General features: G+C 64.9%; 15 protein-coding genes. 7 read left to right on the top strand and 8 right to left on the bottom strand.

The features are described from left to right. The first annotated feature begins 21 nt into the window (after positions 1-21). Genes QRN70_RS25005 through QRN70_RS25020 form a run of 4 tightly spaced genes read left to right on the top strand, consistent with a single transcriptional unit; the run spans position 22 to position 3496 of the window. On the top strand, positions 22-951 hold the full coding sequence (locus tag QRN70_RS25005; RefSeq protein ID WP_285420552.1) for a metal ABC transporter substrate-binding protein: 930 nt from the start codon (positions 22-24) through the stop codon (positions 949-951). After that, positions 948-1691 carry a metal ABC transporter ATP-binding protein gene (locus QRN70_RS25010; protein WP_285420553.1) on the top strand — a complete coding sequence of 248 codons (744 nt, stop codon included), beginning with the start codon at positions 948-950 and terminating at the stop codon, positions 1689-1691. Before QRN70_RS25005 ends, QRN70_RS25010 begins: the two co-directional genes overlap by 4 nt. Further along, a complete protein-coding gene (locus QRN70_RS25015; protein ID WP_285420554.1) occupies positions 1691-2590 on the top strand; it encodes a metal ABC transporter permease in 900 nt (299 codons plus the stop codon). The genes QRN70_RS25010 and QRN70_RS25015 overlap by 1 nt, the downstream gene beginning before the upstream one ends. Further along, positions 2591-3496 carry a metal ABC transporter substrate-binding protein gene (locus QRN70_RS25020; protein ID WP_285420555.1) on the top strand — a complete coding sequence of 302 codons (906 nt, stop codon included), beginning with the start codon at positions 2591-2593 and terminating at the stop codon, positions 3494-3496. A 162-nt stretch (positions 3497-3658) separates the two neighbouring features. Here QRN70_RS25020 and QRN70_RS25025 read toward each other — a convergent pair whose 3' ends face one another. The 5 genes from QRN70_RS25025 to QRN70_RS25045 form a co-directional block, all read right to left on the bottom strand. Beyond that, complete coding sequence (locus QRN70_RS25025) at positions 3659-3883, bottom strand: MbtH family protein (RefSeq protein ID WP_123534988.1); 225 nt, start codon at positions 3881-3883, stop codon at positions 3659-3661. A gap of 83 nt (positions 3884-3966) precedes the next feature. Further along, positions 3967-5379, bottom strand: a complete 1413-nt coding sequence (locus QRN70_RS25030) for an aspartate aminotransferase family protein (RefSeq protein ID WP_285420556.1) — start codon at positions 5377-5379, stop codon at positions 3967-3969. A gap of 142 nt (positions 5380-5521) precedes the next feature. Further along, positions 5522-6007 carry a GNAT family N-acetyltransferase gene (locus QRN70_RS25035; RefSeq protein WP_285420557.1) on the bottom strand — a complete coding sequence of 162 codons (486 nt, stop codon included), beginning with the start codon at positions 6005-6007 and terminating at the stop codon, positions 5522-5524. 135 nt (positions 6008-6142) lie between these two features. Then, entirely contained in the window at positions 6143-7465 is a 1323-nt protein-coding gene (locus QRN70_RS25040) for an ATP-binding protein (protein WP_285420558.1), read from the bottom strand. Further along, positions 7465-8145 carry a response regulator gene (locus QRN70_RS25045; RefSeq protein ID WP_285420559.1) on the bottom strand — a complete coding sequence of 227 codons (681 nt, stop codon included), beginning with the start codon at positions 8143-8145 and terminating at the stop codon, positions 7465-7467. Before QRN70_RS25045 ends, QRN70_RS25040 begins: the two co-directional genes overlap by 1 nt. 153 nt (positions 8146-8298) lie before the next feature. Between QRN70_RS25045 and dsbD the strand changes: the two genes are divergently transcribed. The 3 genes from dsbD to dsbG are packed head-to-tail and all read left to right on the top strand — an operon-like array spanning position 8299 to position 11647. Next, complete coding sequence (dsbD, locus tag QRN70_RS25050) at positions 8299-10032, top strand: protein-disulfide reductase DsbD (RefSeq protein ID WP_285420560.1); 1734 nt, start codon at positions 8299-8301, stop codon at positions 10030-10032. Next, complete coding sequence (locus tag QRN70_RS25055; RefSeq protein ID WP_285420561.1) at positions 10032-10901, top strand: TlpA disulfide reductase family protein; 870 nt, start codon at positions 10032-10034, stop codon at positions 10899-10901. The genes dsbD and QRN70_RS25055 overlap by 1 nt, the downstream gene beginning before the upstream one ends. Next, positions 10877-11647 carry a thiol:disulfide interchange protein DsbG gene (dsbG, locus tag QRN70_RS25060; protein WP_285420562.1) on the top strand — a complete coding sequence of 257 codons (771 nt, stop codon included), beginning with the start codon at positions 10877-10879 and terminating at the stop codon, positions 11645-11647. The genes QRN70_RS25055 and dsbG overlap by 25 nt, the downstream gene beginning before the upstream one ends. A 34-nt stretch (positions 11648-11681) precedes the next feature. Here the strand turns inward: dsbG and QRN70_RS25065 are convergent, their stop codons facing one another. The 3 genes from QRN70_RS25065 to QRN70_RS25075 all read right to left on the bottom strand — a co-directional run bounded on the left by QRN70_RS25065 (position 11682) and on the right by QRN70_RS25075 (position 26802). Further along, the gene (locus QRN70_RS25065; protein ID WP_285420563.1) at positions 11682-12719 is read right to left on the bottom strand and encodes a hypothetical protein; all 1038 of its coding nucleotides are present in this window, start codon (positions 12717-12719) and stop codon (positions 11682-11684) included. A gap of 31 nt (positions 12720-12750) precedes the next feature. Beyond that, on the bottom strand, positions 12751-13575 hold the full coding sequence (locus QRN70_RS25070) for an alpha/beta fold hydrolase (RefSeq protein WP_285420564.1): 825 nt from the start codon (positions 13573-13575) through the stop codon (positions 12751-12753). 228 nt (positions 13576-13803) lie between these two features. Further along, entirely contained in the window at positions 13804-26802 is a 12999-nt protein-coding gene (locus tag QRN70_RS25075; RefSeq protein ID WP_285420565.1) for a non-ribosomal peptide synthetase, read from the bottom strand. Positions 26803-26876 lie beyond the last annotated feature (74 nt).

Genomic DNA, 26876 nt, shown 5'->3' on the forward strand with positions numbered 1-26876 from the left:
TCGAGAGAAGAGCGTTTGCCCATGTCTATTGCATCTCCACGCCGACCTTTCCTGCGCCTGCTGCTGATCGGCCTGTGCACCTGCCTGCTGAGTCCGCTGGTCGGCGCCGATCCGGCCAAGCGTCTGCGCATCGGCATCACCCTGCACCCGTACTACAGCTACGTGGCGAATATCGTCGGCGACAAGGCCGAGGTGGTGCCACTGATTCCTGCCGGTTTCAACCCGCATGCCTATGAGCCGCGGGCCGAGGACATCAAGCGCATCAGCGGCCTGGACGTGATCGTGCTCAACGGCGTCGGCCATGACGACTTCGCCGACCGCATGATCGCCGCCAGCGAAACGCCGAACGTCAAGACCATCGAAGCCAACGAAAACGTGCCGCTGCTGGCCGCCACCGGGGTGGCTGCGCGCGGTGCCGGCAAGGTCGTCAACCCGCACACCTTCCTGTCGATCAGCGCCTCGATCGCCCAGGTCAACAACATCGCCCGCGAGCTGGGCAAGCTCGACCCGGAAAACGCCAAAACCTACACCCAGAACGCCCGCGCCTACGGCAAACGCCTGCGACAGATGCGCGCCGACGCCCTGGCCAAACTGACCCAGGCGCCGAATGCCGAATTGCGCGTGGCCACGGTGCACGCCGCGTATGACTATCTGCTGCGCGAATTCGGCCTGGAGGTGACGGCGGTGGTCGAGCCGGCCCACGGCATCGAGCCGAGCCCGAGCCAGTTGAAGAAGACCATCGACCAGCTGCGCGAGCTGGACGTGAAAGTGATCTTCTCCGAGATGGACTTCCCCTCCACCTACGTCGACACCATTCAGCGCGAGTCCGGGGTGAAGCTGTATCCGCTGTCGCACATTTCCTATGGCGAATACAGCGCCGACAAGTATGAAAAGGAAATGACCGGCAACCTCGACACCGTCGTCCGGGCCATTCAGGAGTCGGGCGCATGACCGCACAGCAAACCCTGCAGATCATCGGCAACGGGCCGACCGTGGACTTCACCGAGGTCAGCCTGACCCTCGGGCGTACGACGATTCTCGACAAGGTCAGCTTCCAGGTGCAGCCCGGCAGCGTGCATGCGCTGGTCGGTCCGAATGGCGGTGGCAAGAGTTCGCTGATCAAGACCCTGCTCGGGCAGATGCCGCACCAGGGCCAGCTCAGCCTGCGCTGGCCCGGCGAGCCCGGCACCATCGGCTATATACCGCAGGCGCTGGAATTCGACCGTGGCCTGCCGCTGACCGTCGACGATTTCATGGCCGCCATGTGCCAGCGCCGGCCGGCGTTTCTCGGCCTGAGCAAACACTACGCCGCGGCCATTGGCGAAGCGCTGGAACGGGTCGGCATGCAGGACAAGCGCAAACGACGCATGGGCGCGCTGTCCGGTGGCGAGCGGCAGCGGGTACTGCTCGCCCAGGGCCTGATCCCGACGCCGCAACTGCTGGTGCTGGACGAACCGATGTCGGCCCTCGACGAAGCCGGGATCCAGGTGTTCGAACGCCTGCTCGGCGACTGGCGCGCGGCAGGCATCACCGTGCTGTGGATCGAACACGATCTGGAGGCGGTCAAGCGCCTGGCCAACCGGGTCACCGGGCTCAACCGGCGGGTGCTGTTCGACGCCACGCCGCAACAGGCGTTGACCCCGGAACGCCTGCTGACGCTGTTTTCCAGCCATCCACGGAGCGCTGCCTGATGAGTTATGAAGCCTTTCGCCTGATGGTCCAGGGCTGGGCCGCTGCCGGTCATCTGCCGCAAGCCCTGGCCTACGGTTTTGTCGTCAACGCGCTGCTCGCCGGCCTGCTGATCGGCCCGGTGCTCGGTGGCCTCGGTACGCTGGTGGTGGTCAAGCGCTTTGCCTTTTTCTCCGAGGCGGTCGGCCATGCGGCGCTGACCGGCGTGGCCATCGGCATCCTGCTCGGCGAACCCTACACCGGGCCTTACGGCAGCCTGTTCGGCTACTGCCTGCTGTTCGGCATCCTGCTCAATTACCTGCGCAATCGCACCGGCCTGGCCCCGGACACCTTGATCGGCGTGTTCCTCTCGGTGTCGCTGGCGCTCGGCGCGAGCCTGCTGTTGATCCTCGCCGGCAAGATCAACGTGCACATTCTGGAGAACGTGCTGTTCGGCTCGGTGCTCACGGTCAACGGCAACGATCTGCTGGTGCTGGCCATCGTCGGCACGCTGGTGATGGCGCTGGCCCTGCCGCTGTACAACCGCATCATGCTTGCCAGTTTCAATCCGCAACTGGCGGCGGTGCGCGGGGTGGCGGTGAAGACGCTGGATTACCTGTTCGTGATTCTGGTGACGCTGATCACCGTCGCGGCGGTGAAAGTCATCGGCGCGATTCTGGTCGGTGCACTGCTGGTGATTCCGGCGGCGGCCGCGCGTTTGCTCAGCCAGTCGCTGAAGGGCTTCTTCTGGTGTTCGGTGCTGATTGCCACCGTCAGCACCCTGTGCGGGATCCTCGTGCCGATCGTCTTCGATCTGCCGATTCCGTCCGGTGCCGCGATCATCCTGGTCGCCGGCATCGCCTTCGCCCTCGCCGCCATTGCCCGCGGCGTCGTCCCCAGCCTGAAAGGGAATCTTGGATAAATGTCTTTTTCACTGCGTCAACTGACCCTGGCCCTCGCCCTGTGCGGCATGGTTTCCGCCCCGGTGCTGGCCGCCGACAGCAACCAACCGCTGCGCGTGCTGGCCTCGCTGCCGATCACGTATGGCCTCGGCGAAGTGCTGCTCAAAGGCACCGACGTCAACCTGGAACGCGCTGCGCCGGCCAACCTGCCGGGCAGTCGCCAGACTGCCTATTTCAGCGGTCGCGGTGCCCCGGCCCTGAGCAAATTGGCCAGCGGTGCCGACGCGGTGATCGGCGTGCGTTCGCTGTGGGCCGAGGATCCGCTGTACCCGATGGCCCGCCGCAGCAACATTCGCATCGTCGAAGTCGACGCCGCGCGCCCGGTGGATGGTGCATTGCCCGGCATCGCCGTGCAGCCGGGGCTGAAGGTCGACGGTTTGAACAGCCAGCCATGGCTGGCCAGCAACAACATGGGGCGCATGGCCGACGTGATGGCGGCCGATCTGGTGCGCCTGGCGCCGTCCGCCAAGCCGCAGATCGAGGCCAATCTGGCGGCATTGAAACAGCGCCTGCTCAAGCTCAGCGCCGACAGCGAAGCGCGTCTGGCCGAGGCCGACAACCTGAGCGTGCTGAGCCTCAGCGATCACTTCGGTTACCTGATCGGCAGCCTGAATCTGGAGTTGATCGGCCAGGATCCACGGCCTGATGCCGAGTGGACGCCGCAAGACCTCAAGCAACTCACGGCGACACTCAAGGACAACGACGTGGCGCTGGTGCTGCATCACCGCCAGCCGTCCGAAGCCGTTAAAGCGGCGATTGCCAAGTCGGGGAGTCATCTGCTGGTGTTGAGCAGCGATGCGGCGGATCCGGTGGCGGAGCTGGAAGCGAATGTGGATGCGCTGCTCAAAGGTTTGGCCGGCGCGTAACGCCATGTTCGTGCCCACGCTCGGCGTGGGCATGCCGCCCGGGACGCTCCGCGTGCCTCGCCAAGCGTCCAATGCGGCATTACCAGGCCAAGCGTTGGAACGATCGACATGAAAAAACCCGCTGCCTGTTTCCAGTCCAGCGGGTTTCTTTTTGGCCGGCGATTACTGAGCAGTCGCCTGCGCTTCCATCTTCTGGCGCAGGCTCAGCGGTCGCATGTCGGTCCAGACTTCTTCGATGTAGGCCAGGCATTCCTTCTTCAGGCCGCTCTTGCCCACGGTGCGCCAGCCTTCCGGCACGGCTTTGTAATCCGGCCAGATCGAGTACTGCTCTTCGTGGTTGACCACGACCTGAAAGAGGATGTCCTCGCGGTCGAATACTGACGTCATGCTGTCTCTCCATCGCTGTAAGGGTGGGCCGCGCGACGGGCGCAGCCGGGTATGTAGAAGGAACGTTCGGCGCGGCGAAAAATTTACCCGGCGCCCGTCGCGGCGACCAAGGCCTGGCCGAAGATCTCGGCCACGCGATCGATTTCGCCGGCGGTGATGACCAGTGGCGGCAGGAACCGCACCACCGCGCCATGCCGCCCGCCCAGCTCGAGGATCAAGCCGCGTTTGAGGCATTCGCGCTGCACCAGCGGCGCCAGGCGGGCAAACGCTGGCGGGTGACCGAGGGCGTCCGGGGTGCCCTGTGGATCGACCAGCTCGACCCCGAGCATCAGCCCACGTCCACGAATGTCCCCCAGCTGCGGGAAGTCGCGCTGCAGGATGCGCAGGTGCTCGCTGAGACGCTCGCCCATTGCGGTCGCGTGTTCGCAGACCTTGTGCTCGAGCAGATAGCGCATCACCGCCGAGCCGGCCGCCATCGCCATCTGGTTGCCACGGAACGTGCCGGCGTGGGCGCCGGGCTGCCAGATGTCGAGCCAGTCGCGATAGACCACCACCGCCAGCGGCAGGCTGCCACCGATGGCTTTCGACAGCACCACGACGTCGGGGACGATCCCGGCGTGTTCAAAGGCGAACATCTTGCCGGTGCGGGCAAAACCGCTCTGGATTTCGTCGACGATCAGCGCCACACCGGCCTGCTCGGTGATGCGGCGCAGACCGCGCAGCCACTCGATGTCGGCCGGAATCACCCCGCCCTCGCCCTGCACCGCTTCGACGATGACGGCCGCCGGCAATTGCACGCCGGCCTCGGGATCGTTGAGCAGGCTGTCGAGGTAACTCAGGTTGGCGTTCACTCCGGCCGCGCCACCAAGCCCGAACGGGCAGCGGTAGTCGTAGGGAAACGGCATGAACTGCACGCCGTTGCTGAGCAACGCGCCCAGCGGCTTCTTCGGCCCCAGGCTGCCCATCAGGCTCAATGCGCCCTGACTCATGCCGTGGTAACCGCCGGAGAACGACAGCACGGTGCTGCGCCCGGTGGCGGTGCGGACCAGTTTCAGCGCCGCTTCGACAGCGTCGGTGCCGGTCGGGCCGCAGAACTGGATTTTCGCTTCCCGGGCCAGGGCCGGCGGCAACAGGCCGAACAGGTCCTGGACGAATTGATCCTTGACCGGCGTGGTCAGGTCGAGGGTGTGCAGCGGCAGCTCATCGGCGAGCACCTGCTGGATCGCCGCAATCACCACCGGGTGGTTGTGCCCCAGCGCGAGCGTGCCGGCACCGGCCAGGCAATCGATGAAAGTGCGCCCCTCGACGTCTTCGACGTACAGCCCCTTCGCCCGCTTGAGCGCCAGCGGAATGCGCCGTGGATAGCTGCGGGCATTGGACTCCTGCTGGCTCTGGCGCGCCAGCAGCGGTGACTCGTGAAACTCATACAGGGTTTGCGCCGGCGCCGAGGCGACCCGGGCCGACGACTCTTCGATAAGGCTGGTGGCGACTGACATCTCTCGACCCCTCAATACGCTATGGATAGTGACCAAAACTGCACACCGCGCAGGTACGCGTTCCCGTCACGGGGCGCACATGCAGGTTTCCTGTTCTGGAAACGCACCAGCACGCCGCGGATTTACACCCTTGATCGCGTTGTCAGGCGGGAGAGGTCAGGGGCTTGTCCATGGGAATGGCTTGCAGGCCGTCCTGCGACAGCGCGGGTGCCGATTCGCAGTAGCCCAGCCGCCGGTAGAACGCCGCGCCGGTGCGCGTGCTGCGCAACCGCGCGCGGGGCTGCCCGCGAATGCGCAGCCAGCCTTCGAGATCGCTCATCAGCGCCCGCCCGGCGCCGCGCCGGAACCACTCCGGTTGCACGTGACACCAGCCGATGTCGCCGTCAGCCGTGGCCATGCCGACACCGACCGGTCTGCCGCGCAGCAGGGCGAGATTCAGGTAACGCTGCGGATCGCTCAGCCAGGCGCTGATGCAATCCAGCGATTGCCGGTCGAGCCAGGCGTTGACGAGGTGCGGATCGTTGCGGTGATCGAGCGCGCAGCCGACGCGGATGGAGCGCTCGACGATGCGGCTGATAATGCCGGAGTCGGCCAGTGTAGCCGGACAAACATGAAGGATGGCCTGCATGGCGCGGTTTCCTCAATCCATTGAGTCAAAGCTGCAGCGACCATAGCCGTACGCCCACCCGATGGCTATCGGCGCGAGGTTACATTTGATGTAGTGATCCGCGTCGCCGCACGGGGCGGCAGCGACGCGGCAGGGTCAAACCGGTTGCAACGGCATGCTCAGTTCGACCCGCAGACCGTCCGGGCGACTGTCGAAGTGCAGGGTGCAGCCGCAGCGCTGGACGATGGCCTGGACAATCGCCAGCCCGAGGCCACACCCGGTGCTCTGACCGTTGCGCCAGAAGCGCTGGGTCAGATGCTGCAAGTCATCGGCGGCAATCCCCGGGCCATGGTCGCGTACCACAAAGCGCACGCGATGACCGGTGGTCTCCAGGCTCAGCTCCACCGCGCCGTCCGCCGGGGTATGCCGCAGCGCGTTGTCGAGCAGATTGCGCAGCGCGGCGATCGACAGCACCGCCGGCATTTGCACCGGCGCCGTCGACAGCGGCGTCGGCAGGTGCAACTGGATGCGCTGGCGTTCGCCACCGGCAGCATCCTGGATGGCCAGGCGCGCCACCTGTTCGGCGCTGCATTGCACCCCGTCATCGAACGACAGACTGCCCTCGACCCGGGCCAGCAACAACAGTTGCTCGAGAGTGCGATGCAGGCGGTCGGCCCCCTCCTCCGCGCGCGCCAGCGACTGATCGCGGGCGCTGCCCTCGGTCATCCGCGCCACTTGCAGATGGGTCTTGATCGCCGTCAGCGGGCTGCGCAATTCATGGGCGGCGTCGCCGGTCAGCCGCCGCTCGCGCTCGATGGTCTTGCCGATGCGCTGGAACAGCTGGTTCTGGGTATCGAGCAGCGGCTTCAACTCACTGGGAAACGACTGCAACTGCAGCGGCTCGAGCGAATCGGCGTTACGCCGCATCAGTGCTTCACGCAGGCGATTGAGCGGCGCCAGCCCCTGGCCGATGCCCAGCCACAACAGGCACAGGCAGCCGAGCAGCGCCACGCCGACCGGCACCGATGCCGCCAGCAGGATCGACATATTCAGTGCTTCGCGCTCGATCTGCCGATCCGCCGTGGTGATCCGCACATCACCGCGGGCGAGGGTGAAACTGCGCCACGGCGCGCCGTCGATCATCTGGTCGTGGAAGCCCATTTTCTCCGCTTCCAGGGCCTGCTCCGGATTGTTGTGGCTACGCGCGAGGATCTCCCCGCGCAGCGAGCTGACCTGACAGGCCATGCCGCCAGGGATGTTCAGTTGTTCGGCACTGAAATGGGTGCCCTCGCCCTTGCTCGGCAGCGTCGGCAATTGCTCCAGCAGGCCGGCGACCATCCGTGCCGAAGCCACCAGGCGCTGGTCGAGGGAAAACATCATCTGGTTGCGCAGGTCGCTGAGCATCCAGGCTGCCGCCAGGGCCCAGATCAGCGCGAACGCAGCGCCGAGGGTCAGGCTCAGGCGCAGGCGCAGACTCATCACTTGTCCTGTTCTCCGCCATCGGCCGGGCCCAGGCGATAGCCCAGGCCACGTACGGTTTCGACGATGCCCTTGCCCAGTTTGCTGCGCAGGTGGTGGATGTGCACGTTGAGCGCGTTGCTCTCCAGTTCGTCGTTGAAGCCGTAGACGCTGTCCTTCAACTGCTCGGTGGAGAGCACCCGGCCACGGTTGTGCAACAGCGCCTGCAGCAGCGATTGCTCGCGACGCGAGAGGTCCACCGGTTGCCCGGCAAGGGTGGTTTCCCGACTGCTCGGGTCGTAGGTCAACGCGCCGTGCTCGATCAGGTTGACGCTGCGCCCGGCCACTCGGCGCAGCAGGGTCTGCAGGCGCGCGAACAGCTCACGCAGGTCGAACGGCTTGAGCAGGTAATCGTCGGCGCCAGCCTGCAGGCCATCGACACGGTCGGTGACCGAGTCCCGCGCGGTGAGGATCAGCACCGGAATCTCCAGGCCTTGCTGACGCAGTTGCTGCAAGAGTTTGAGGCCATCTTCGTCCGGCAGGCCGAGATCGAGCACCATCACGTCGAATTCGGCGACCTTGAGCATCGCCCGCGCCTTCGAGGCAGTATTGACGTGTTCCACGGTCAGGCCCTGGGTGGTCAACCCGGCGACGATGCCGCTGGCGATCAACTCATCGTCTTCGCAAACCAATACGTGCATGCTGAGTCCCGTCGAAAATTGCTGATTAGGCCGCTGGCCGATTAAGCCGACATTATGCCCCGAACGCCGCACCGACAAGGGCGTCGCGGTTAATCATCGGTTAATCGCCGCCGCCCATTGTGCACCTCACTTGCACAGGGACAAGGCTCCTCCATGCGTCATTTCTTGCTGTTTTTTGTTCTGTTGATGTCGGGTCTGGCCCAGGCAGGAACGGACCCATTTGCGCCAAAAGCGGAATTCCTGCCGGTCGACAAGGCCTTCGTGCTGACCTCCGAGCGCCTGGAATCCGGCGAAACCCAATTGTTCTGGCAGATCGCCGACGGCTACTACCTGTACCAGAAACGCCTGAAATTCGACGGCCTGGCGGCCGAGCACGCACCGACCCTGCCGGCGGGCGAGTCGCACAGCGACGAGTATTTCGGCGAACAACCGGTTTACCGCCAGGGCCTGGAGCTGAAGCTGCCAGCCGCTGCCAGTGGCCAGATCAAAGTCACCTATCAGGGCTGTGCCGACGCCGGCCTGTGTTATCCGCCGCAGACCCGGGTCATCGACCTCGGCGGTCAGGCGCCTGCGGCGACCGGTGCCGAAGCAGCGGATCAGGCCCTGGCCAGCGGCCTGCAACAGCGGGCGCTGGGCTGGAGCCTGCTGGTGTTTTTCGGCCTCGGCCTGCTGCTGGCGTTCACGCCGTGCTCGCTGCCGATGCTGCCGATCCTGGCCGGGATGATTGTCGGCAGCGGCGCCACACCCCGTCGCGGCTTCGCCCTGGCCAGCAGTTATGTGATCTGCATGGCGCTGGTCTATGCGGCGATGGGCGTGGTGGCGGCCCTGCTCGGCGCGAATCTGCAGGCATGGTTGCAGAACCCGTGGCTGCTCGGCGCATTCGCGGCGATTTTCGTGGTGCTGGCGCTGCCGATGTTCGGCTTCTTCGAATTGCAATTGCCGGTGGCCCTGCGTGATCGCCTGGAACATGCTTCGCGCAGTCGCAGCGGCGGCAGCCTGATCGGCGCCGGGGTGCTCGGCGCGTTGTCCGGGTTGCTGGTCGGCCCGTGCATGACCGCACCGCTGGCCGGCGCCCTGCTGTACATCGCCCAAAGCGGCAACGCGTTGCACGGCGGCCTGATTCTGTTTGCCCTGGGCATCGGCATCGGCGTGCCGCTGTTGTTGCTGGTGACCGTGGGCAATCGTTTCCTGCCCAAGCCCGGCGCGTGGATGAACCTGCTCAAAGGCGTGTTCGGCTTCCTGTTTCTCGCCACGGCGCTGCTGATGTTGCGCCCGGTGCTCGATCCTTCGCTGTGGCTGGGCCTGTGCGGCGCCTTGTTGCTGATCGCCGCGTACAGTGCCTGGCAACAGGCGCAAGGCTTTGGCCGCGTGGCGCAGATGTTCGGCGCCAGCGCGCTGCTGCTCGGTCTGTGGGGCAGCCTGCTGGTGATCGGCGCAGCCGGTGGCAGCGACGATCCGTATCAGCCATTGCGGGTGTACAGCGCCGACCGTAGCGGCGTTGTCGGGGCGGACGCGCATGAAGCCTTCACCACCATCAAGGATCCGGCCGCCCTGCAACAGCAACTTGACGCCGCACAAGCGCAGGGCCAGTGGGTGCTGCTCGATTACTACGCCGACTGGTGCGTGTCGTGCAAAGTCATGGAGAAGCAGGTGTTCGGCCAGGCGCGGGTAATGCAGGCGCTGCGCGATGTGCGCTTGCTCCGACTCGACGTGACCGCCGACAATGCCGCCAGCCGTGAGCTGCTCGGCCGCTACAAGGTGCCGGGGCCGCCGAGTTTTGTCTGGATCGGCACGGACGGCGCCGAACGCCGCAGCCAGCGCATCACCGGCGAAGTCGATGCCGACACCTTCCTGCAACGCTGGACCACCACCCGAGACGCCCGTTAATGCTGACCTTCACCCTCGGCACCTTTGCCATTGCGCTCAACCACCTGCTGCTGATCAGTGCCCTGGCGCTGGCGACTTTTGTCGGCTGGCGGGTGGCCAAGCGCGGTGGCGATAACCCCGAGTCGGCGTTGTTCAGCCTGTTTCTGCTCGGCATGCTGGCGGCGCGCGTGGCGTTTGTCGCCGTTTACTGGGGCCATTACCGCAACGATCCGTGGCAGATCATCGACCTGCGCGACGGCGGTTTTCTTGCCTGGCCAGGGGTGATCGTACTGTTGCTCGCGGCGCTGTACCGCGGCTGGCGGCGGCCGGGCCTGCGCCGGCCGCTGGGCTTCGGCGTGGCCAGTGGCGTGGTGTTCTGGGTGCTGGCGAGCCTGTCGCTGAGCCTCTATGAACAAGGTACGCGCCTGCCGGACATCAGCCTGCGCAACGCCGCCGGGGAAACCGTGAAGCTCTCCGACTATCAGGGCGGACCGCTGGTGATCAACCTGTGGGCCACGTGGTGCCCGCCGTGCCGGCGAGAAATGCCGGTGCTGGAAAACGCCCAGCAGCAACGCCCGGACCTGACCTTTCTGTTCGTCAATCAGGCCGAGAGCATGCAAAGCGTGGCGACCTTTCTCGAAACCCAGGGCCTGAGCCTGTCCAATGTGCTCTTTGATCGCAGCGGGCGCCTGGGTCAGGCCGTGGGCTCCATGGCGTTGCCGACAACCCTTTTCTACAGCCCGGACGGTCGCCTGCTGGGCAGCCACCTGGGTGAATTGTCGAACGCCAGCCTGGCTCGCGCCCTGGAGAATTTCGACACGCCAACCCCGAATGCCACACCGGCCACCTCTGCAAGGAAACTGCCATGCCCCGCCTCCGCCACCTGCTGACGCTGACCCTGGGCGCTGCCCTGCTGCACTTGCCGTCGGTACAGGCCGCCGAAGAGTTGCCTGACGCGATCAAGAAGATTGAAGCCAAGGGTGCGAAAATCGTCGGCCAGTTCGACGCCCCCGACGGCCTGCGCGGCTACGCGGCGCAGTACCAGAATCGCGGCATGGCGCTGTATCTGACGCCGGATGGCAAGCATGTGTTGCTGGGCAACCTGTACGACGCCGACGGCAACGACCTGAGCAGCGCGCCATTGCAGAAACTGGTCTACGCGCCGATGGCCAAGGAAGTCTGGGCCAAATTCGAAGCCAGCAACTGGATTCAGGACGGCAACCCGAACGCGCCGCGCACGGTGTACCTGTTCAGCGACCCGAACTGCCCGTACTGCAACATGTTCTGGGAACAGGCACGGCCGTGGGTCAAGGCCGGCAAGGTGCAATTGCGCCACATCATGGTCGGCATCATTCGCGAAGACAGCCCGGGCAAATCCGCCGCCCTGCTGGCGGCAAAAGACCCGGCCAAGGCCCTGGAAGATCACGAAAAGGCCGGCAAGGCCAGCACGCTCAAGGCCCTGAAGGACATTCCGGCCGCCGTGCAAACCAAACTGGCGGCGAACATGCAGTTGATGGAGGACCTGGATCTGCAGGCGACTCCGGCAATCTTCTACATGGACGACAAGGGTGAACTGCAACAACAGCAAGGCGCGCCGGCGCCGGACAAACTGGCGAAGATTCTCGGGCCGAAGTAACGCCTGGCGGCTCCGGCAGACACTGCCGGAGCCATCACCATTCGCTCGGCTGACACCGGTCAAGGATGTCGTCCAGTTCATCTGTCGCTTCGCGCTCGCGCAAAAACTGCGTCACCTCTTGCGACCACTCGGCATCCGATACGATGCCGGCCCAGGCATGGGTATTTGCCGAATGGCACGGTCGGTCATCAAAGTTCTGGATCAATGCCTGGTTCAAGGTTCGGACATCGAATCCCGGATTCCTTTCGCTTTGCAGCATCAGGGCATTGAACACCCGCTGTTGCGTTTCGGGATTTGGCGTGAGGGGGTAGGCTTGAGTTGAACTCAGGACGATAAACGTCGGTTTGACGTTTTCCGCCAGCGCGGCCTGCAATCGATAGTGACCGTCGATAATCACGTAGGAACATAACGCGCCGACATACCAGAGCAAGACAGGCGGCAGGCTGTCCTCTCTTGCCTTTTTGCGCCACCACTTCATACGCCCGGCATACGGATCGACCGTGTGCAGACCGATCAGGTTGCCCAGATCCCAGTCGAGCCACTCCACCGGTCGTGGCTGAAGATTGTCGAGAATGCCGTCACCACGCGCAGACCAGATCGGTAAATGACTGGTCATCTCTTGTTCTGTCGAGAAATACCAATTGCTCACACCGTCGCCACGTTGTCTGCGCAAGGCTACTGGCATCATGGGCCGTGCCACCCAGTGCCCGGGATACAGAAAGTCCGCACGATGCTCCATCAATTGGTTGATGAAAAATCGGCTCCAGGCCTTCATTCGCTGCCCGACGGGCAAATGGCGGTGGTGTTCGACTTGCGCCGAGTCAATGGCCGCAACGGGAGGCGACGCCCATTGTATCGGAATCGGATTGCGCACCAGCCAGGCACCGTAATACGAAGTCGCTATCGTTCCCCAGAGCAACGGGGTCTCGTTGAACATCAGTTTCAGGCGAGCGTTGTTACCCGTCCGCAGATACAGCTGGGGTTTGCCCTGAGGGGGGCCACTGATCTCGATGCTCAGTCCCCCCCATTGTCCTTGCAGATCTTCAAGATCGCGCCAGAAGTATTGCTTCACGCCAGTCCCTTAAATGAATTCCCGTGCGCAATTACAGCGTATTTCGATTGCGCTCACGCAAAAAACCGAGCAACACCTGCGTCACAAACTCGGGATTCTCCCGACTGGAGATATGCCCCGCCTGCGGCACCAGCACACAGTCGCAGCCGATCAGCTCGGCCATTTCCCGGGCTTCCGACGGGGGACGCGGTTTGTCCTGATCGCCACAGACCACCAGGGTGGTCGCTGCTTCCAGCTCGCGCAGACGCGGCAACAGATCCTCACGGCTGAATGTAATGCGCCCCATCGGCACGATGCTTTCGCGCAGACGATCCGCGGTATACGCCGCCAGTCTGGCGCGGAAATCCTGATACAGCGCCGACTGCGGATCGATGCCCGGACGGAAGAAGATCGGCACCACGATGTCGAGCAGTTGCTCGGAGATTTCGCCGCTTTCTTCGATCTGCTTGAACAGTGAGAAGTAGTACTGCCGGGTTGGCTCCGGCTCGACGCCGAGGTAGGTGTCCAGCAGCACCAGGCCATTGATCCGCTGCGGTGCCGACAGAGCGAGGCGCACGCCCCACATGCCGCCGACCGATAGTCCCGCGAGGGTGATCCGTTCGATCTGCAGATGATCGAGCAAGGCCAACGCCTGGCGTGCGATGTCATCCAGTGAGGTGGTGCCTTCAGGCAAACGCCCCGATTCACCATGGCCCCACAGGTCCAGGGCAATCACCCGATAATGCGATGACAGCGCAGCGATCTGCGGTGCCCACATGGCCGTGTCCCACAGGTAACTGCCCGCCAGCAACACGGCCGGGCCGGTGCCTTGATCAATGTAATGCAGCGCTTGTCCGTCCACCGTGAAGAAAGGCATCGACTACCTCCGCGACAAAAAAGAGAACCGGCAGACTGAGCTGCCGGTTGTTGATCGTCAACCCTGGAAATGTACGTAAATAGGTCGGTTTATTGGCGTTGAATTCGTTGACGCCTTCGCTGGCAAGCCAGCTCCCACAGGGATCGAATGTGTACACAAATCTTGTGTTCACCGTGAAACCTGTGGCAGCTGGCCTGCCAGCGACGGGGCCGGAACAGACGCCGGAAATTACAAGCCTTCCAGCTCCGCCATCAGATCATTCAAGCGATCCACTTTCTCCTCGGTCATGTCACTGGCCGCCAGCCCGTCGATGTACTCGGCCAGTTCCGCCACCGTGCTGCATTCGAACATGGCCCGCAGCGGCACATCGCGTTGCAGGGTTTTCTGCACCCGCGAGGCAATCTGCGTGGCGAGCAGCGAATGGCCGCCCAGTTCGAAGAAGTTGTCGCGCACCCCGACCTGGTCGACCTTGAGCACCTCGGCCCAGATATCGGCCAGGGTCTGCTCCAGCTCGTTGCGCGGCGCCAGGTAATCCTCGCTCTGCAACTGGCCGATTTCCAGTGCCGGCAAGGCCTTGCGGTCGAGTTTGCCGTTGGCGTTGAGCGGCAACCGGTCGAGCCACAACCAGTGCAGCGGCACCATGTATTCCGGCAGTTCGGCGCGCAGGCGCTGCTTGATTCGCTCCAGGCGTTCGCTCGGGTTCAGCGCCGTATCGGCGGCGACCAGGTAGCCGACCAGATGCTTGCCGTTGACACCTTCCTGAACGCCGACAGCGCCATCGCGGACTTCCGGTTGTTCGTGCAGACGCGCCTCGATTTCACCCAGCTCGATCCGGTAACCGCGAATCTTCACCTGATGGTCGACCCGACCGACGTACTCCAGCACGCCGTCACTGCGGCGCCGGGCGAGGTCGCCGGTGCGGTACAGGCGCTCGCCCGGCGCACCGAACGGGTTCGGCACAAACACCGGCGCGGTGCGCAACGGATCGCTGACATAACCGCGCCCCACCCCAGTGCCCGCCACGCACAACTCGCCCACCGCGCCCAGCGGCACCAGTTCCAGCGCGCCATCGAGCACATACAGCAGGTTGTTGTCGGTCGGCGTACCAATCGGCAGGTAACTGCCGCGCGTCGACGCCAGATCGACGCGGAAGAACGCCACGTCATCGGAGCATTCCGCCGGCCCGTAGGCGTTGACCAGACCGATCTGCGGATAACGCAGCAGCCACTGGTGCGCCAGCTCCGGCGGCATCGCTTCGCCGGTCGGCAACATCCAGCGCAGCCCGTCGAGACTCAGGCGATCCGAAGCGAGCATGCCCTGGATCAGCGACGGCACGCTTTCCAGCACCGTGATGCCCTGCTGCTGAACATGTACCAGCAGCCCCTGCGGATCGTGGGCGATGCTGTTCGGCACAATGTCGACCCGCGCGCCGAACAACGGCGCGGCGAGGAACTGCCAGACCGAAATATCGAAGCTTTGCGAGGCGGTCTGCGCAATCACATCGGCGTCCGTCAGTTGCAGGTACGGCACCTTGCTCAGTTGGTTGTTGAGCATGCCGCGCTGCTCGACCATCACGCCTTTGGGCAAACCGGTGGAGCCCGAGGTGTAGATCACATAGGCGAGGTTGTCCGGGGCGCTGAAAATGCCCGGATTGTCCGCCGCGCCCGCCTGCGCCTGCAGCTTTTCCCAGACCAGCAGGCGCGGCCGGTTGGCGCAGCTGAACTCGTCGAGCAGGGTTTGCGCCTGAGCGTGGCAAGCCTCGGTGCACACCAGTACCGGCGTGCGGCTCAGTTCGATGATGCGTTGCAGGCGCTGGCTCGGCAGGCCCGGATCCAGCGGCAGGTAACCGGCACCGGCCTTGAAGCTGCCGATGATCATGCCCAGCAGATCCAGATTGCGTTCGCCCAGCAACGCCACCGGTTGATCCCTCTGCACCCCGGCCGCGACCAGTGCATGGCCGAGCCGGTTGGCGTTGCGGTTCAGTTGCTCGTAGCTCAATTGCTGATCCAGGCAACTGGCGGCGATGCGTTGCGGATGCTGCGCGACCTGCGCTTCGAACAGTTCGACGTAGCTCTGCTGTAGCGGATAGTCGTGCTCGCTCTGGTTGCAGCCGTGGAGCAGGAAGTCTTGTTCCTCATGACCCAGCAGCGGCAGGTCAGCCATGTCGCCATGGAAACCGTCGACCAGCGCCAGCAACAGACGCTTGAACTCACCGAGCATGCGTTCGATGGTCGACTCATCGAAATAGCGCTGGTCGTAGGACAGGTGCAGGCCAAGGTCATCGCCCGGGTAGCACACCGCCGTCAACGGGAAGTTGGTGTGGGTACGACCGGAATCCGAGGTGGCGTTGAGGCTTTGCGCGCGGTCCAGTACGGAGACTTCCACCGGGGCGTTCTCGAACACGAACAGACTGTCGAACAGCGGCTGGCCTTTCGGCAGTTCGCTCTGCTCCTGGATGTTCACCAGCGGCAGGTATTCGTACTCGCGCAATTGCATGTTGCTGTCGAGCAGAGCGCTGAGCCACTGACGCACACTGGTGCGCTGATCGTCCGCCGGGATCTGCACCCGCAGCGCGATGCTGTTGATGAACAGGCCGACCGTGCGCTGCATCTGCGGCATGTCCACCGGACGCCCGGCCACGGTGACGCCGAACAGCACGTCACGATCCCCGCTCAAGCGCCGCAGCACCAGCGCCCACGCCGCCTGGGCGAAGGTGTTGACCGTCAGTTGATGGGCCTGGGCCAGCTCGCGCAGTCGGGCGCCGTCCTCGACGTTGAGTCGGGTGTAGCAGTCGCCGACGATCATGCCGCCGCTTTCGCCGGCGTGCTCGCGCAGGAACGGCCGGTCGCTCGGGATCGGCGTGGTGCGCTCGAACCCTTGCAGGTTGTGCTGCCACCACTGACGCGCCTCGGCCAGACTCTGGCGTTGCAGCCAGGCGATGTAATCGCGGTAGCGCGGCGGCACCGCCAGTTGTGCTTCGCGACCTTCGCCGAGGGCGGTGTAGATCTCGAAGAAATCGTTCATCAGCAGCGAGCGGCACCAGGCGTCGATGAGGATGTGATGGTTGCTCATCATGAACCAGTAGCGGGCCGCGCCGACCTTGATCAGGCGCAGGTGGAACGGCGCCTGGTTGAGCAGATCGAAACCGGTCTCGCGTTCAGTCTTGAGCAAAGTCTGTAGCTTCGGCTCCTGCTCGCTTTCGGCGATGGCGCTCCAGTCCAGGTACTCGACCGGCGTGCGACCCGGGGTATGAATCACCTGCAGCATGTCTTCGCCGACGTTCCAGCAGAACGACGCGCGCAAGGCTTCGTGGCGGGCAACCACCGCTTGCCAGGCCTGGGCGAAACGCTCGGGGTCGAGTTCGCTGTTGATGCGGTAGCGATCCTGCATGTAGTACAGACCGGTGCCCGGTTCGAGCAGGGTGTGCAGCAGCATGCCTTCCTGCATCGGCGTCAGCGGATAGACGTCTTCGATGTACTGGGCCGGCACCGGCAGCGCGTCGAGTTGCGCCTGGGTCAATTTGGCCAGCGGGAAATCCGACGGCGTCAGGCCGCCGGCGGTGTCTTGCAGGCAATGCTCGATCAGGCTCTGCAGCTCGCCGACGTAGGCAGCGGCCAGCGCGCCGATGGTCTGCGCGTCGTAGCGCTCGGCGCTGAAGGTCCAGCGCAGCAGCAGTTCACCCGCGTAGACCTGGCTGTCGACACTCAACTCGTTGGGCAACGGCGCCAGCGGATCGTGGGCGGCGCCGAGCGGTTCGTCCAGCGGCCGGAACAACGCATCGCTGGCGAAGCTCTGGTCGAACTGGCCGAGGTAGTTGAAGGTGATCGGTGCCTTCGGCAACGCGGCCACGCTGCGCTGGCTGAGGTCATCGGCCAGATAACGCAGGACGCCATAACCGAGACCCTTGTGCGGCACCGCCCGCAATTGTTCCTTGATCGCCTTGATCGCAGCGCCCGGCCCGGCGGCCTCGTCACTGGCGGGCGGAGTCAGGCGCAGCGGATAGGCGCTGGTGAACCAGCCGACGGTGCGCGTCAGATCGATCTCGTCGAACAGGGTTTCGCGGCCGTGGCCTTCCAGTTGAATCAGCGCCGACGGCTGACCGCTCCAGCGGCACAGCACGCGGGCCAGCGCGGTCAGCAACAGGTCGTTGACCTGGGTGCGGTAGGCACTCGGCGCCTGTTGCAGCAACTGCCGGGTACGCTCGGCATCCAGGCGCACGCTGAGGGTCTGCGCGTGACGATTCTGGCAGCCACCCTGGGGGTTTTCGCACGGCAGGTCGGCGTTCGGCCCGGCCAGTTGCGCCTGCCACCAAGCCAGTTCTTCGCGCAGCGACTCGCTGCCGGCGTAAGCCTGCAAGCGTGCGGCCCAATCCTTGAAGGCACTGGTTTTCGCCGGCAGTTTTACCGACTGATCGGCGTCGAGCTGACGATACACGGTTTGCAGATCGTCGAGCAGAACACGCCACGACACACCGTCCACCACCAGGTGATGGATGGCGATGAACAGCCGTTGCTGACCGTCCGGTCCATCGACCAGCACCGCCCGCAGCAACGGGCCCTGGGCAAGATCGAGACTGCGCTGGGCATCGGCGAACAGCGCGGCACACGTGTCCATCGACGGCACGCGCACTGGCCACAGCACCGCTGCATCGGTCACCGGTCGATGCGTTGCTTGCCATGCGCCGTTGACCTCGGTGAAACGCAGACGCAGGGCGTCATGCTGCTCGATCAGCGCCAGCAGCGCCTGCTCCAGGCGATGCGGTTCCAGCCTCGCCGTCGGCTCCAGCAGCAACGCCTGGTTCCAGTGTTGACGTTGGGGAATCTCGCTGTCGAAGAACCAGTGCTGGATCGGTGTCAGGCGCGACTCGCCCGACACCAGACCCTGCTCAGCCGTCACGGTTTCACTGCGACTGGCCACGGCGGCCAGGGTCTGCACAGTCTGGTGCTGGAACAGATCGCGCGGGCTGAAATGAATGCCCTGCTGCCGCGCACGACTGACCACCTGGATCGACAGGATCGAGTCGCCACCGAGTTCGAAGAAGTTGTCGTTCAGACCCACTTGCTCGACGTTGAGCACCTCGCACCAGATCTGCGCCAGGGTCTGTTCCAGTTCATTGCTTGGCGCTACGTAATCCTGGCGGTTGAGCTCCGGGTCGGGCGCCGGCAAGGCGCGACGGTCGAGTTTGCCGTTGGCGGTCAGCGGCATGCTCGCCAGCAGGATCAGGTGCGTCGGCACCATGTAGTCCGGCAGTTGCGCCTTGAGCTGCGATTTGAGTGTGTCGCGCAGTGCGGCTTGCGCGGCGGCGTCCTGCCCGGCGACATCGCTGACCAGGTAGCCGACCAGTTGCTTGCCGCTCGGCGCCTCCAGCGCCAGCACCACCGCCTCGCGGATCGCGTCGTGCTCGAGCAGACGAGTTTCGATCTCGCCCAGTTCGATGCGGAAACCACGGATCTTCACCTGATGGTCGATCCGTCCGAGGTATTCCACCAGGCCATCGGCGCGCTGGCGCACCAGGTCGCCGGTGCGGTACATGCGCCCGCCATCGGCGGCAAACGGGTCCGCCACGAAACGCTCGGCGCTGATGCCCGGACGGTCGTGGTACCCCTGCGCCAGCCCCGCGCCGCCGACACACAATTCGCCGGTCGCGCCTTGCGGCACCAGCGCCAGGTCGGCGTCGAGGATATAGGCCACGCGGTCACCGATCACACTGCCGATCGGCACGCTGCCGGCGCCCTCTTCCAGCATGTCCGGTGCCAGACTGGCCAGCGGCATGACCACGGTTTCGGTCGGGCCGTAGGCGTTGAAGAACATCGACGGTTTGAACGCCGCACGAATCCGTTGCAGGTGCTCGCCGGTCAGCGCTTCGCCACCGGTGATGATCATCCGCACCGGGAGGATTTCATTTTGCGTGGCGAGGAACTGCGCCAGTTGGCTGCCGTAGCTCGGCGTGAAGCCGAGCACATTGATCCTGTGGTCGCGGATCAGCGCGCAGATTTCCGCCGCGTCCCACTGCCCCTGCGCCCGCAACACCACGTGTGCGCCACTGAGCAGCGGCACCAGCAGACGCTCGGTGGCGGCGTCGAAATTGATCGAATAGAAGTGCAGTTCGCAGTCGTCCGGGCGCATGCCGAAGCGTTCGATCACGGCCTGGCAATGCATGGCGATTTCACCGTGGCAGACCACCACGCCTTTCGGCTTGCCGGTCGAACCCGAGGTGTAGATCAGATACGCCTGGTGCTGCGGCAGGCTGATCAACGGCAACTCGCTGGCCGGGTAAGCGGCCAGCGCCGCGCCGTCGTCTTCCAGGCACCAGCGCGCCACGCTCGACGGCAGCTCGCCGAGGGCGCTGAACATCGCCCGATCACTGAGGAGCAGACCGATGCGACTGTCTTCGATCATGTAGTGCAGACGGTCGAGCGGGTATTCCGGGTCGAGCGGCACATACGCACCACCGGCCTTGAGGATCGCCAGCAGACCGACCACCATTTCCAGCGAACGCTCCAGCGCCAGACCGACGCGCACCTGCGGGCCGACGCCACGTTCGCGCAAGGCCCAGGCCAGGCGATTGGCGCGAGCGTCGAGTTCGGCGTAGCTCAGCGTCTGTCCGGCGAAGGTCAGGGCCGGGGCGTCTTTGCGCGCCAGTGCCTGTTCGGCAAACACATGATGAATGCACTGATCGAGACGCCGTTCGCCCGGTTCGACAGCGAGGCTATCGAGCAGTTGTTGCTGCTCAGATGGGTCGAGCAGCGGCAATTGGCTCAGGCGCTGTTGCGGATCGGCGATCAGCGCTTCCAGCAGGTTGCGCCAATGCCTGGCCATACGCGCAATGGTCGGTTCATCGAACAGGTCGGTGCTGTACGTCAGGCAGCAACCGAGGCGGTGGTCGAGGTCGGTGACTTCCAGGTTGAGGTCGAACTTGGTCGCCCGCGCATCGTTGGCCAGGTACTCGACGGTCATTCCGGCGAGGGTGCGGCTCTGCTGGAACTCCCAGCGCTGCACGTTGCACATCACCTGGAACAGCGGGTTGTAGGCGGCGCTGCGCGGTGGCTGCAGGGCTTCGACCAGATGATCGAACGGCAGGTCCTGATGCGACTGGCCTTCGATCACCGTGTGGCGCACCTGCTCGAACAATTCGCCGACCGACATCTGTCCGTCGAGCTGGCAACGCAGCACTTGCGTGTTGAGGAACGCGCCGATCAGCCCCTCACTCTCCGGGCGAATCCGGTTGGCCACCGGCGCGCCGATGCGCAGGTCGGTCTGGCCGCTGTAGCGGTAGAGCAAGGTGGCGAGCGCGGCGGTCATGGTCATGAACAGGGTCAGACCGTTCTGCGCATTGAACGCCCGAACGCGGGCGGCAAGGTCGTCGCTCATGTCGAAACGGTACAGCTCGCCCTGATGGCTTTGCACCGGTGGACGCGGACGGTCGCCGGGCAGTTCCAGCAGCGGATGTTCGCGACCGAGTTGTGCAGTCCAATAATCGAGCTGGCGCTGACGCTCACCGGACTCCAGCCACTGCCGTTGCCAGACGCTGTAGTCGAGGTACTGCACCGGCAACGCTTCGAGCGGCGAGTCGCGGTCATCGACGAAAGCTTCGTACAGCGCGCCGAGTTCGCGGGCGAAGATGTCCATCGCCCAGCCTTCGGTAACGATGTGGTGCAGGGTCAGCACGAAGTAATGCTCGTGTTCGGCCGTTTTCACCAGGCAGGCGCGCAGCAGCGGGCCGGTTTCCAGGTCGAACGGCAGATGCGCCTCCTCGTCCGCCAGTTGCTGCACCCTTTGCTCACGCTGGTCAGCCGCCAGTCTGGAAAAATCCTTCCAGCCCATGCGCACGCCGGTTTCGGCACGCACCTGTTGCCGGGCCACGCCATCGACGCTGGGGAACGTGGTACGCAGGGTTTCGTGGCGCAGGATCAGCGCCTGCAAGGCGGCCTCGAAATGCTCGACGTGCAATACGCCGCGCAGGCGCGCCATGCCGCCGACGTTGTACGCCGGGCTGTCGGGCTCCATCTGCCAGAGGAACCACATGCGCTGTTGCGAATAGGACAGCGGCACGGCCTGGCGGCGGTCGACACTGGCGATCGGCGGCTGCTGGTTGGTCTTGCCGCTGGCCTGGATCTGACGGACCTGCTCGGCGAAGTCGCCGAGTTCGCTGTGCTCGAACAAGGTGCGCAACGGCAACTCGACGTCACAGGCCTGACGACTACGGGAGATGATTTGCGTGGCCAGCAGCGAGTGCCCGCCGAGGGCGAAGAAGTCGTCGCGCAGACCGATCCGTGGCAGCCCCAACACTTCGCGCCAGATCGCGGCGATGCGCTGTTCCAGTTCGGTGACCGGCTCGACGTGTTCGCGCACGTGCCACTTCGGTTCGGGCAAGGCGCGGCGATCAAGCTTGCCGCTCGGGCTCAGAGGCATCGTGTCGAGGCGCATCAGTTGCGCCGGCACCATGTATTCCGGCAGCTCGGCGGCCAGTGCGGTTTTCAGCCGAGCGATATGCGCGTCCTGATCGTCATCGGCGTTGCTGGCAGTGAAGTAGCCGATCAGTTGCGGGCCGGCGACGGTTTCCCGCACCAGCACGGCGGCCTGAGCGACGCCCTCCTGAGCCAGCAGCCGCGCTTCGATTTCTTCCGGCTCGACGCGGAAGCCGCGTAGCTTGACCTGCTGATCGAGGCGGCCGAGGTATTCGATCACGCCATCGTGGGTCCAGCGTGCGCGGTCACCGGTGCGGTACAGGCGCGCGCCCTCCTCGCCCAGCGGATCGACCACGAAACGTTCGGCGGTCAGCGCTGGACGGCCGAGGTAACCGCGGGCCAGGCCGATGCCGCTGATGCACAGTTCGCCCGGCACCCCGGCCGGCACAGGATTGAGATCGCTGTCGAGCACACGGCAGACCACGTTGCCCAGCGGCCGGCCAATCGGCGAGCGCTCGCCATCGGCCACGCTGCAATGCCAATGGGTGACGTTGATCGCGGTTTCGGTGGGGCCGTAACGGTTGTGCAGTTGCACCGCCGGCAGTTGCGCGAACACGCGGTTGCGCAGCTCCGCCGGCAACGCTTCGCCGCCGGAGAACAGCCGGCGCAGGCTGCCGCACGCGGCACTCAACGTTTCGTCGATGAACAGCGAAAGCAGCGGCGGCACGAAGTGCAGCGTGGTCACGCCGTACTGCTGCACCAACTCGGCGATGCGATGCGGATCGCGGTGTTCACCGGGGCCGGCGATCAGCAACCGGGCGCCGGTGATCAGCGGCCAGAAGCACTCCCACACCGAGACGTCGAAACTGATCGGCGCTTTCTGCATCAGCACGTCGCTGTCGTCCAGACGATAGGTGTCCTGCATCCATTGCAGACGTTCGGCCAGCGCCGCGTGGGTGTTGCCGACGCCTTTCGGCTGGCCGGTGGAACCGGAGGTGTAGATCACGTAGGCGAGGTTGTCGCCGTGCAGGTGTAGGCCCGGGGCCTGGCTTGGCCAGTTTTCCAGATGCAACGCGTCCATGGCGATCACACTGACGCCTTCGCTGGCCGGCAAGCGGTCGAGCAAGGCAGTCTGGGTCAGGAGCAATTCGACGCCGCTGTCGCTGAGCATGTAGGCCAGGCGTTCGGCCGGGTATTCCGGGTCAAGTGGCACATAGGCGCCGCCGGCCTTGATGATCGCCAGCAGACCGATCAGCAGTTGCGGCGAACGCTCGGCGGCAATCGCCACGCACACATCGGGGCCGACACCTTTGTCGCGCAGGTAGTGCGCCAGCCGGTTGGCCCGGGCATGCAGTTCGGCGAAATCGAGGCTGCCGCCGTCCCACACCAGCGCAGTGCGTTGCGGAGTCTGGCGTGCCTGTTCGTTGAGCAGTTCCGGCAGCCATTGCTGCGCTGGCGGACACGCAGCGACGCTCCATACCTGTTGCTGTTCGTGCTCGCACGGGGTCAGCAATGGCAGATCACCGATCACCTGTTGCGGTTGCTCGCAAACGGCGCGCAGCAGATTGCTGAAGTGTTCGGCCAGACGCTCGATAGTCATCGCATCGAACAATTCATCGGCGTAGTCGAAGGACAGGGTCAGGCGCCCGTTGCGATCTTCTTCGCTGTGCAGTTGCAGGTCGAACTTGGCCTCGCGGCTGTGCCACGGCAGCTCTTCGGCGAGCAGGCCCGGCAGGCGCTTGAGCGCACTCAGGTCGCGCTGCTGGTGGTTGAACATGACCTGGAACAGGCCTTGCTCACGGGCCTGCGGGAAGGCTTCGAGCAGTTGTTCGAACGGCAGATCCTGATGTGCCTGCGCACCGAGCGTGGCCTCGCGGGTCTGCGCCAGCAACTCGACAAACGACAGCCGCGAATCAACCTCGGCACGCAACACCTGGGTGTTGATGAAGAAGCCGATCAGGCCCTGGGTTTCCAGGCGCGGACGGTTGGCGTTGGGGATGCCGATGCGGATATCGCGTTGACCGCTGTAGCGGTGCAGCAGGCTCTGGAAAGCCGAGAGCAACAGCATGAACGGTGTCGATTGATGCGCCTGCGCAGTCTGCTTGATTGCGTCGCTGAGGCTGACACCGAGGCGCACGCTGTGGCGCGCGGCGCTGTGCAGCTGCCTGGCCGAGCGCGGATGGTCGGTGGCCAGTTCCAGCAGCGGATGCTCATCGCCCAACTGCGCTTTCCAGTACGCCAGCTGTCGCTCGCCCTCGCCCTGCGCCAGCCATTGGCGCTGCCAGCTGCCGTAGTCGGCGTATTGGGTCGGCAGCGGCGCAAGGTCGGCGCGCTGGCCTTGAGCGGCAGCGGCGTACAAGCGCGAAAACTCATCGATCAACACGTTCAGCGACCAGCCGTCGGCGATGATGTGATGCAGGGTCACCAGAAGCTGATGATCTTCGTCGTCGAGACGCACCAGCGTCACCCACAGCAGCGGGCCTTTTTCCAGATCGAACTGAGTGCGCGCCTCGTCCTCGCGGATCTGTTGCGCGCGGGCTTCACGCTCGTGCGCGGGCAGGTCGCTGATGTCGATCAGTTGCAGGTTGAATTCCGGCGCGGCGTCGACTTGTTGCAGCGCGACGCCGTCGCGTTCGAAGAAACGCGTGCGCAGCGCTTCGTGGCGTTCGATCAGTTGCTCGAAGCTGGCGCGCAACGCCTCTTCGTCCAGCTCGCCGCGCAGACGCAGGGCACCGGGAATGTTGTAGGCGCTGCTGTGCGGATCGAGCTGCCAGGTGATCCACAAGCGGTTTTGTGCCAGCGATTGCGGCAGTGCTTCGTTGCGCGACAGCGCGCTGATTGCGCCCTGGGCGCTGCCGCCGTCCTGTTGCTGCTGCGCCACGGCGGCGGCGAATGCGCACAGGGTCGGCGCTTCGAACAGCAGGCGCAGGTTCAGTTCCAGATTGAGCTCTTCGCGAACCTTGGCGATCACCTGAGCGGCGCCGATCGAGTTGCCACCGAGCAGGAAGAAGTGATCGTCGGCGTTGACCTGTCTGACGTTGAGTTGCTCGGCCCAGATTCTGCCGATCAACGCTTCCAGTTCGGAGGCGGACACGGTCGACTCGCTGGTTTCAGCGCTGGTCGGTGGGAACACCGCGTAGCTGTCGAGGCTGCCATCGGCCAGACGATGGCGACACGCCGAGCGTTGCAGCTTGCCGCTGGACGTCTTCGGCAGCGCGCCCGGGTTGAGCAGTACCACCACGCTCGGCGCTTCCTGGTACGCCTCGGCCACTGCTTGGCGAATCGCTTTGATCAGCGCTTCGGGCGGCAGGATTTTCTGCACGCTGCGGCTGATTTCCGCGGCGATGCCGATGCCTTCTTCGCCGTCCCGAGTGACCGCGAACGCGGCGACCCGGCCCTTGCGCACCACCTCCACTTCATTCTCGACGGTCTTCTCGATGTCCTGCGGATACAGGTTGTGGCCGCGCACGATCAGCATGTCTTTGAGGCGCCCGGTGATGAACAACTCACCGTTGCGGAGGAAGCCCAGGTCACCGGTACGCAGCCAGGTGCGGCCAGCGTGCTGGACGAAGGTCTTGGCGCTGGCCTCGGGGTTGCGCCAGTAGCCGTGGGCGATGCTCGGGCCGGCGGCCCAGACTTCGCCGACCGCGTTGTCATCGAGCGGTTGCAGGCGGGTGGGTTCGACGATCAGCACCGCATGGTCCGGCTGGCTGATGCCGCAACTCATGATCGGACTGCCGTCGCCCGGTTCGGCGCGATTCTGTGCCAGCGCCTGATCATCGACGCGCAGCGCAGGAATGCCGCTGCCCCGCGGTGTGCCGGCGACGAACAGGGTCGCTTCGGCCAGGCCATATGACGCCATGAAGCTGTCGGCGCTGAAGCCGCAGGCCGCGAACTTCTCGGCGAAGCGCTCGAGGGTGTCGAGACGGATCGGTTCCGAGCCGGAATAGGCCACGCGCCAACGGCTCAGGTCGAGACGTTGCAGCGCCGATTCGCTGACCCGCTCACTGCACAGGCGATAGGCGAAATCCGGCCCGCCGCTGATGGTGCCGCCGTACTGGCTGATCGCTTCGAGCCAGCGCAACGGTCGGCCGAGAAAGTACGCCGGCGACATCAGGATGCACGGCACGCCGCTGAAGATCGGCTGCAGCAGACCGCCGATCAGGCCCATGTCGTGGTACAGCGGCAGCCAGCTGACGATCACGTCGTCCGGGTTCACATCGATGCCGAAACCGTGGCGGATCAGCATCTCGTTGGCCACCAGGTTGCCGTGGCTGACCTGCACCCCCTTGGGCAGCGCGGTAGAACCGGAGGTGTATTGCAGGAAAGCGATGTGCTCGGCGGGCAGTGTCGGTTCCACCCAGCGCTCGGCCAGTGCAGGGTGGAGGGTATCGACGCACAGCAGCGGCGGCGCGCCTTCGATCTGCTGCAAGGCGTCGCGCAGATCGGCGCTGGTCAGCAGCAGGCGTGGCTCGGCGTCGGCAATGATCGACAGCAGGCGCTCCTGGTGGTGCCGACGCGCCGACTCCGGCGGATAGGCCGGCACCGCGATGACCCCGGCGTACAGACAACCGAAGAACGCCGCGACGTAATCCGGGCCGCTGGGAAACAACAGCACCGCGCGCTCGCCAAATCCGGCTTGCGCCTGCAACGCAGCGGCGATCGTCCGCGCGCGCTGATCCAATTCGCGGTAACTGAGCACCACGGCCTGCTCCTCGTTTTCGGCGAGAAAACGCAGGGCCAACCGGTCCGGCGTCAGGGCCGCGCGGCGCTGGAGGGCTTGGACCAGGGTGCTGGGGAGTTCGAACGCGTCGGTCATGAGGTTTCCTGCCTGAATTCGGCTTGCTAGTGGAATCGGGTTGCTGCGTCACGCCGGTCGAAGGCGTGCAGGGC

Source organism: Pseudomonas sp. efr-133-TYG-5 (assembly GCF_030209175.1).
Classification (GTDB): domain Bacteria; phylum Pseudomonadota; class Gammaproteobacteria; order Pseudomonadales; family Pseudomonadaceae; genus Aquipseudomonas.

Coding starts and splice junctions, on each gene's coding strand:
- QRN70_RS25005 (WP_285420552.1), top strand. CDS start 22: ATGTCTATTGCATCTCCACGCCGACCTTTCCTGCGCCTGCTGCTGATC.
- QRN70_RS25010 (WP_285420553.1), top strand. CDS start 948: ATGACCGCACAGCAAACCCTGCAGATCATCGGCAACGGGCCGACCGTG.
- QRN70_RS25015 (WP_285420554.1), top strand. CDS start 1,691: ATGAGTTATGAAGCCTTTCGCCTGATGGTCCAGGGCTGGGCCGCTGCC.
- QRN70_RS25020 (WP_285420555.1), top strand. CDS start 2,591: ATGTCTTTTTCACTGCGTCAACTGACCCTGGCCCTCGCCCTGTGCGGC.
- QRN70_RS25025 (WP_123534988.1), bottom strand. CDS start 3,883: ATGACGTCAGTATTCGACCGCGAGGACATCCTCTTTCAGGTCGTGGTC.
- QRN70_RS25030 (WP_285420556.1), bottom strand. CDS start 5,379: ATGTCAGTCGCCACCAGCCTTATCGAAGAGTCGTCGGCCCGGGTCGCC.
- QRN70_RS25035 (WP_285420557.1), bottom strand. CDS start 6,007: ATGCAGGCCATCCTTCATGTTTGTCCGGCTACACTGGCCGACTCCGGC.
- QRN70_RS25040 (WP_285420558.1), bottom strand. CDS start 7,465: ATGAGTCTGCGCCTGCGCCTGAGCCTGACCCTCGGCGCTGCGTTCGCG.
- QRN70_RS25045 (WP_285420559.1), bottom strand. CDS start 8,145: ATGCACGTATTGGTTTGCGAAGACGATGAGTTGATCGCCAGCGGCATC.
- dsbD (WP_285420560.1), top strand. CDS start 8,299: ATGCGTCATTTCTTGCTGTTTTTTGTTCTGTTGATGTCGGGTCTGGCC.
- QRN70_RS25055 (WP_285420561.1), top strand. CDS start 10,032: ATGCTGACCTTCACCCTCGGCACCTTTGCCATTGCGCTCAACCACCTG.
- dsbG (WP_285420562.1), top strand. CDS start 10,877: ATGCCCCGCCTCCGCCACCTGCTGACGCTGACCCTGGGCGCTGCCCTG.
- QRN70_RS25070 (WP_285420564.1), bottom strand. CDS start 13,575: ATGCCTTTCTTCACGGTGGACGGACAAGCGCTGCATTACATTGATCAA.
- QRN70_RS25075 (WP_285420565.1), bottom strand. CDS start 26,802: ATGACCGACGCGTTCGAACTCCCCAGCACCCTGGTCCAAGCCCTCCAG.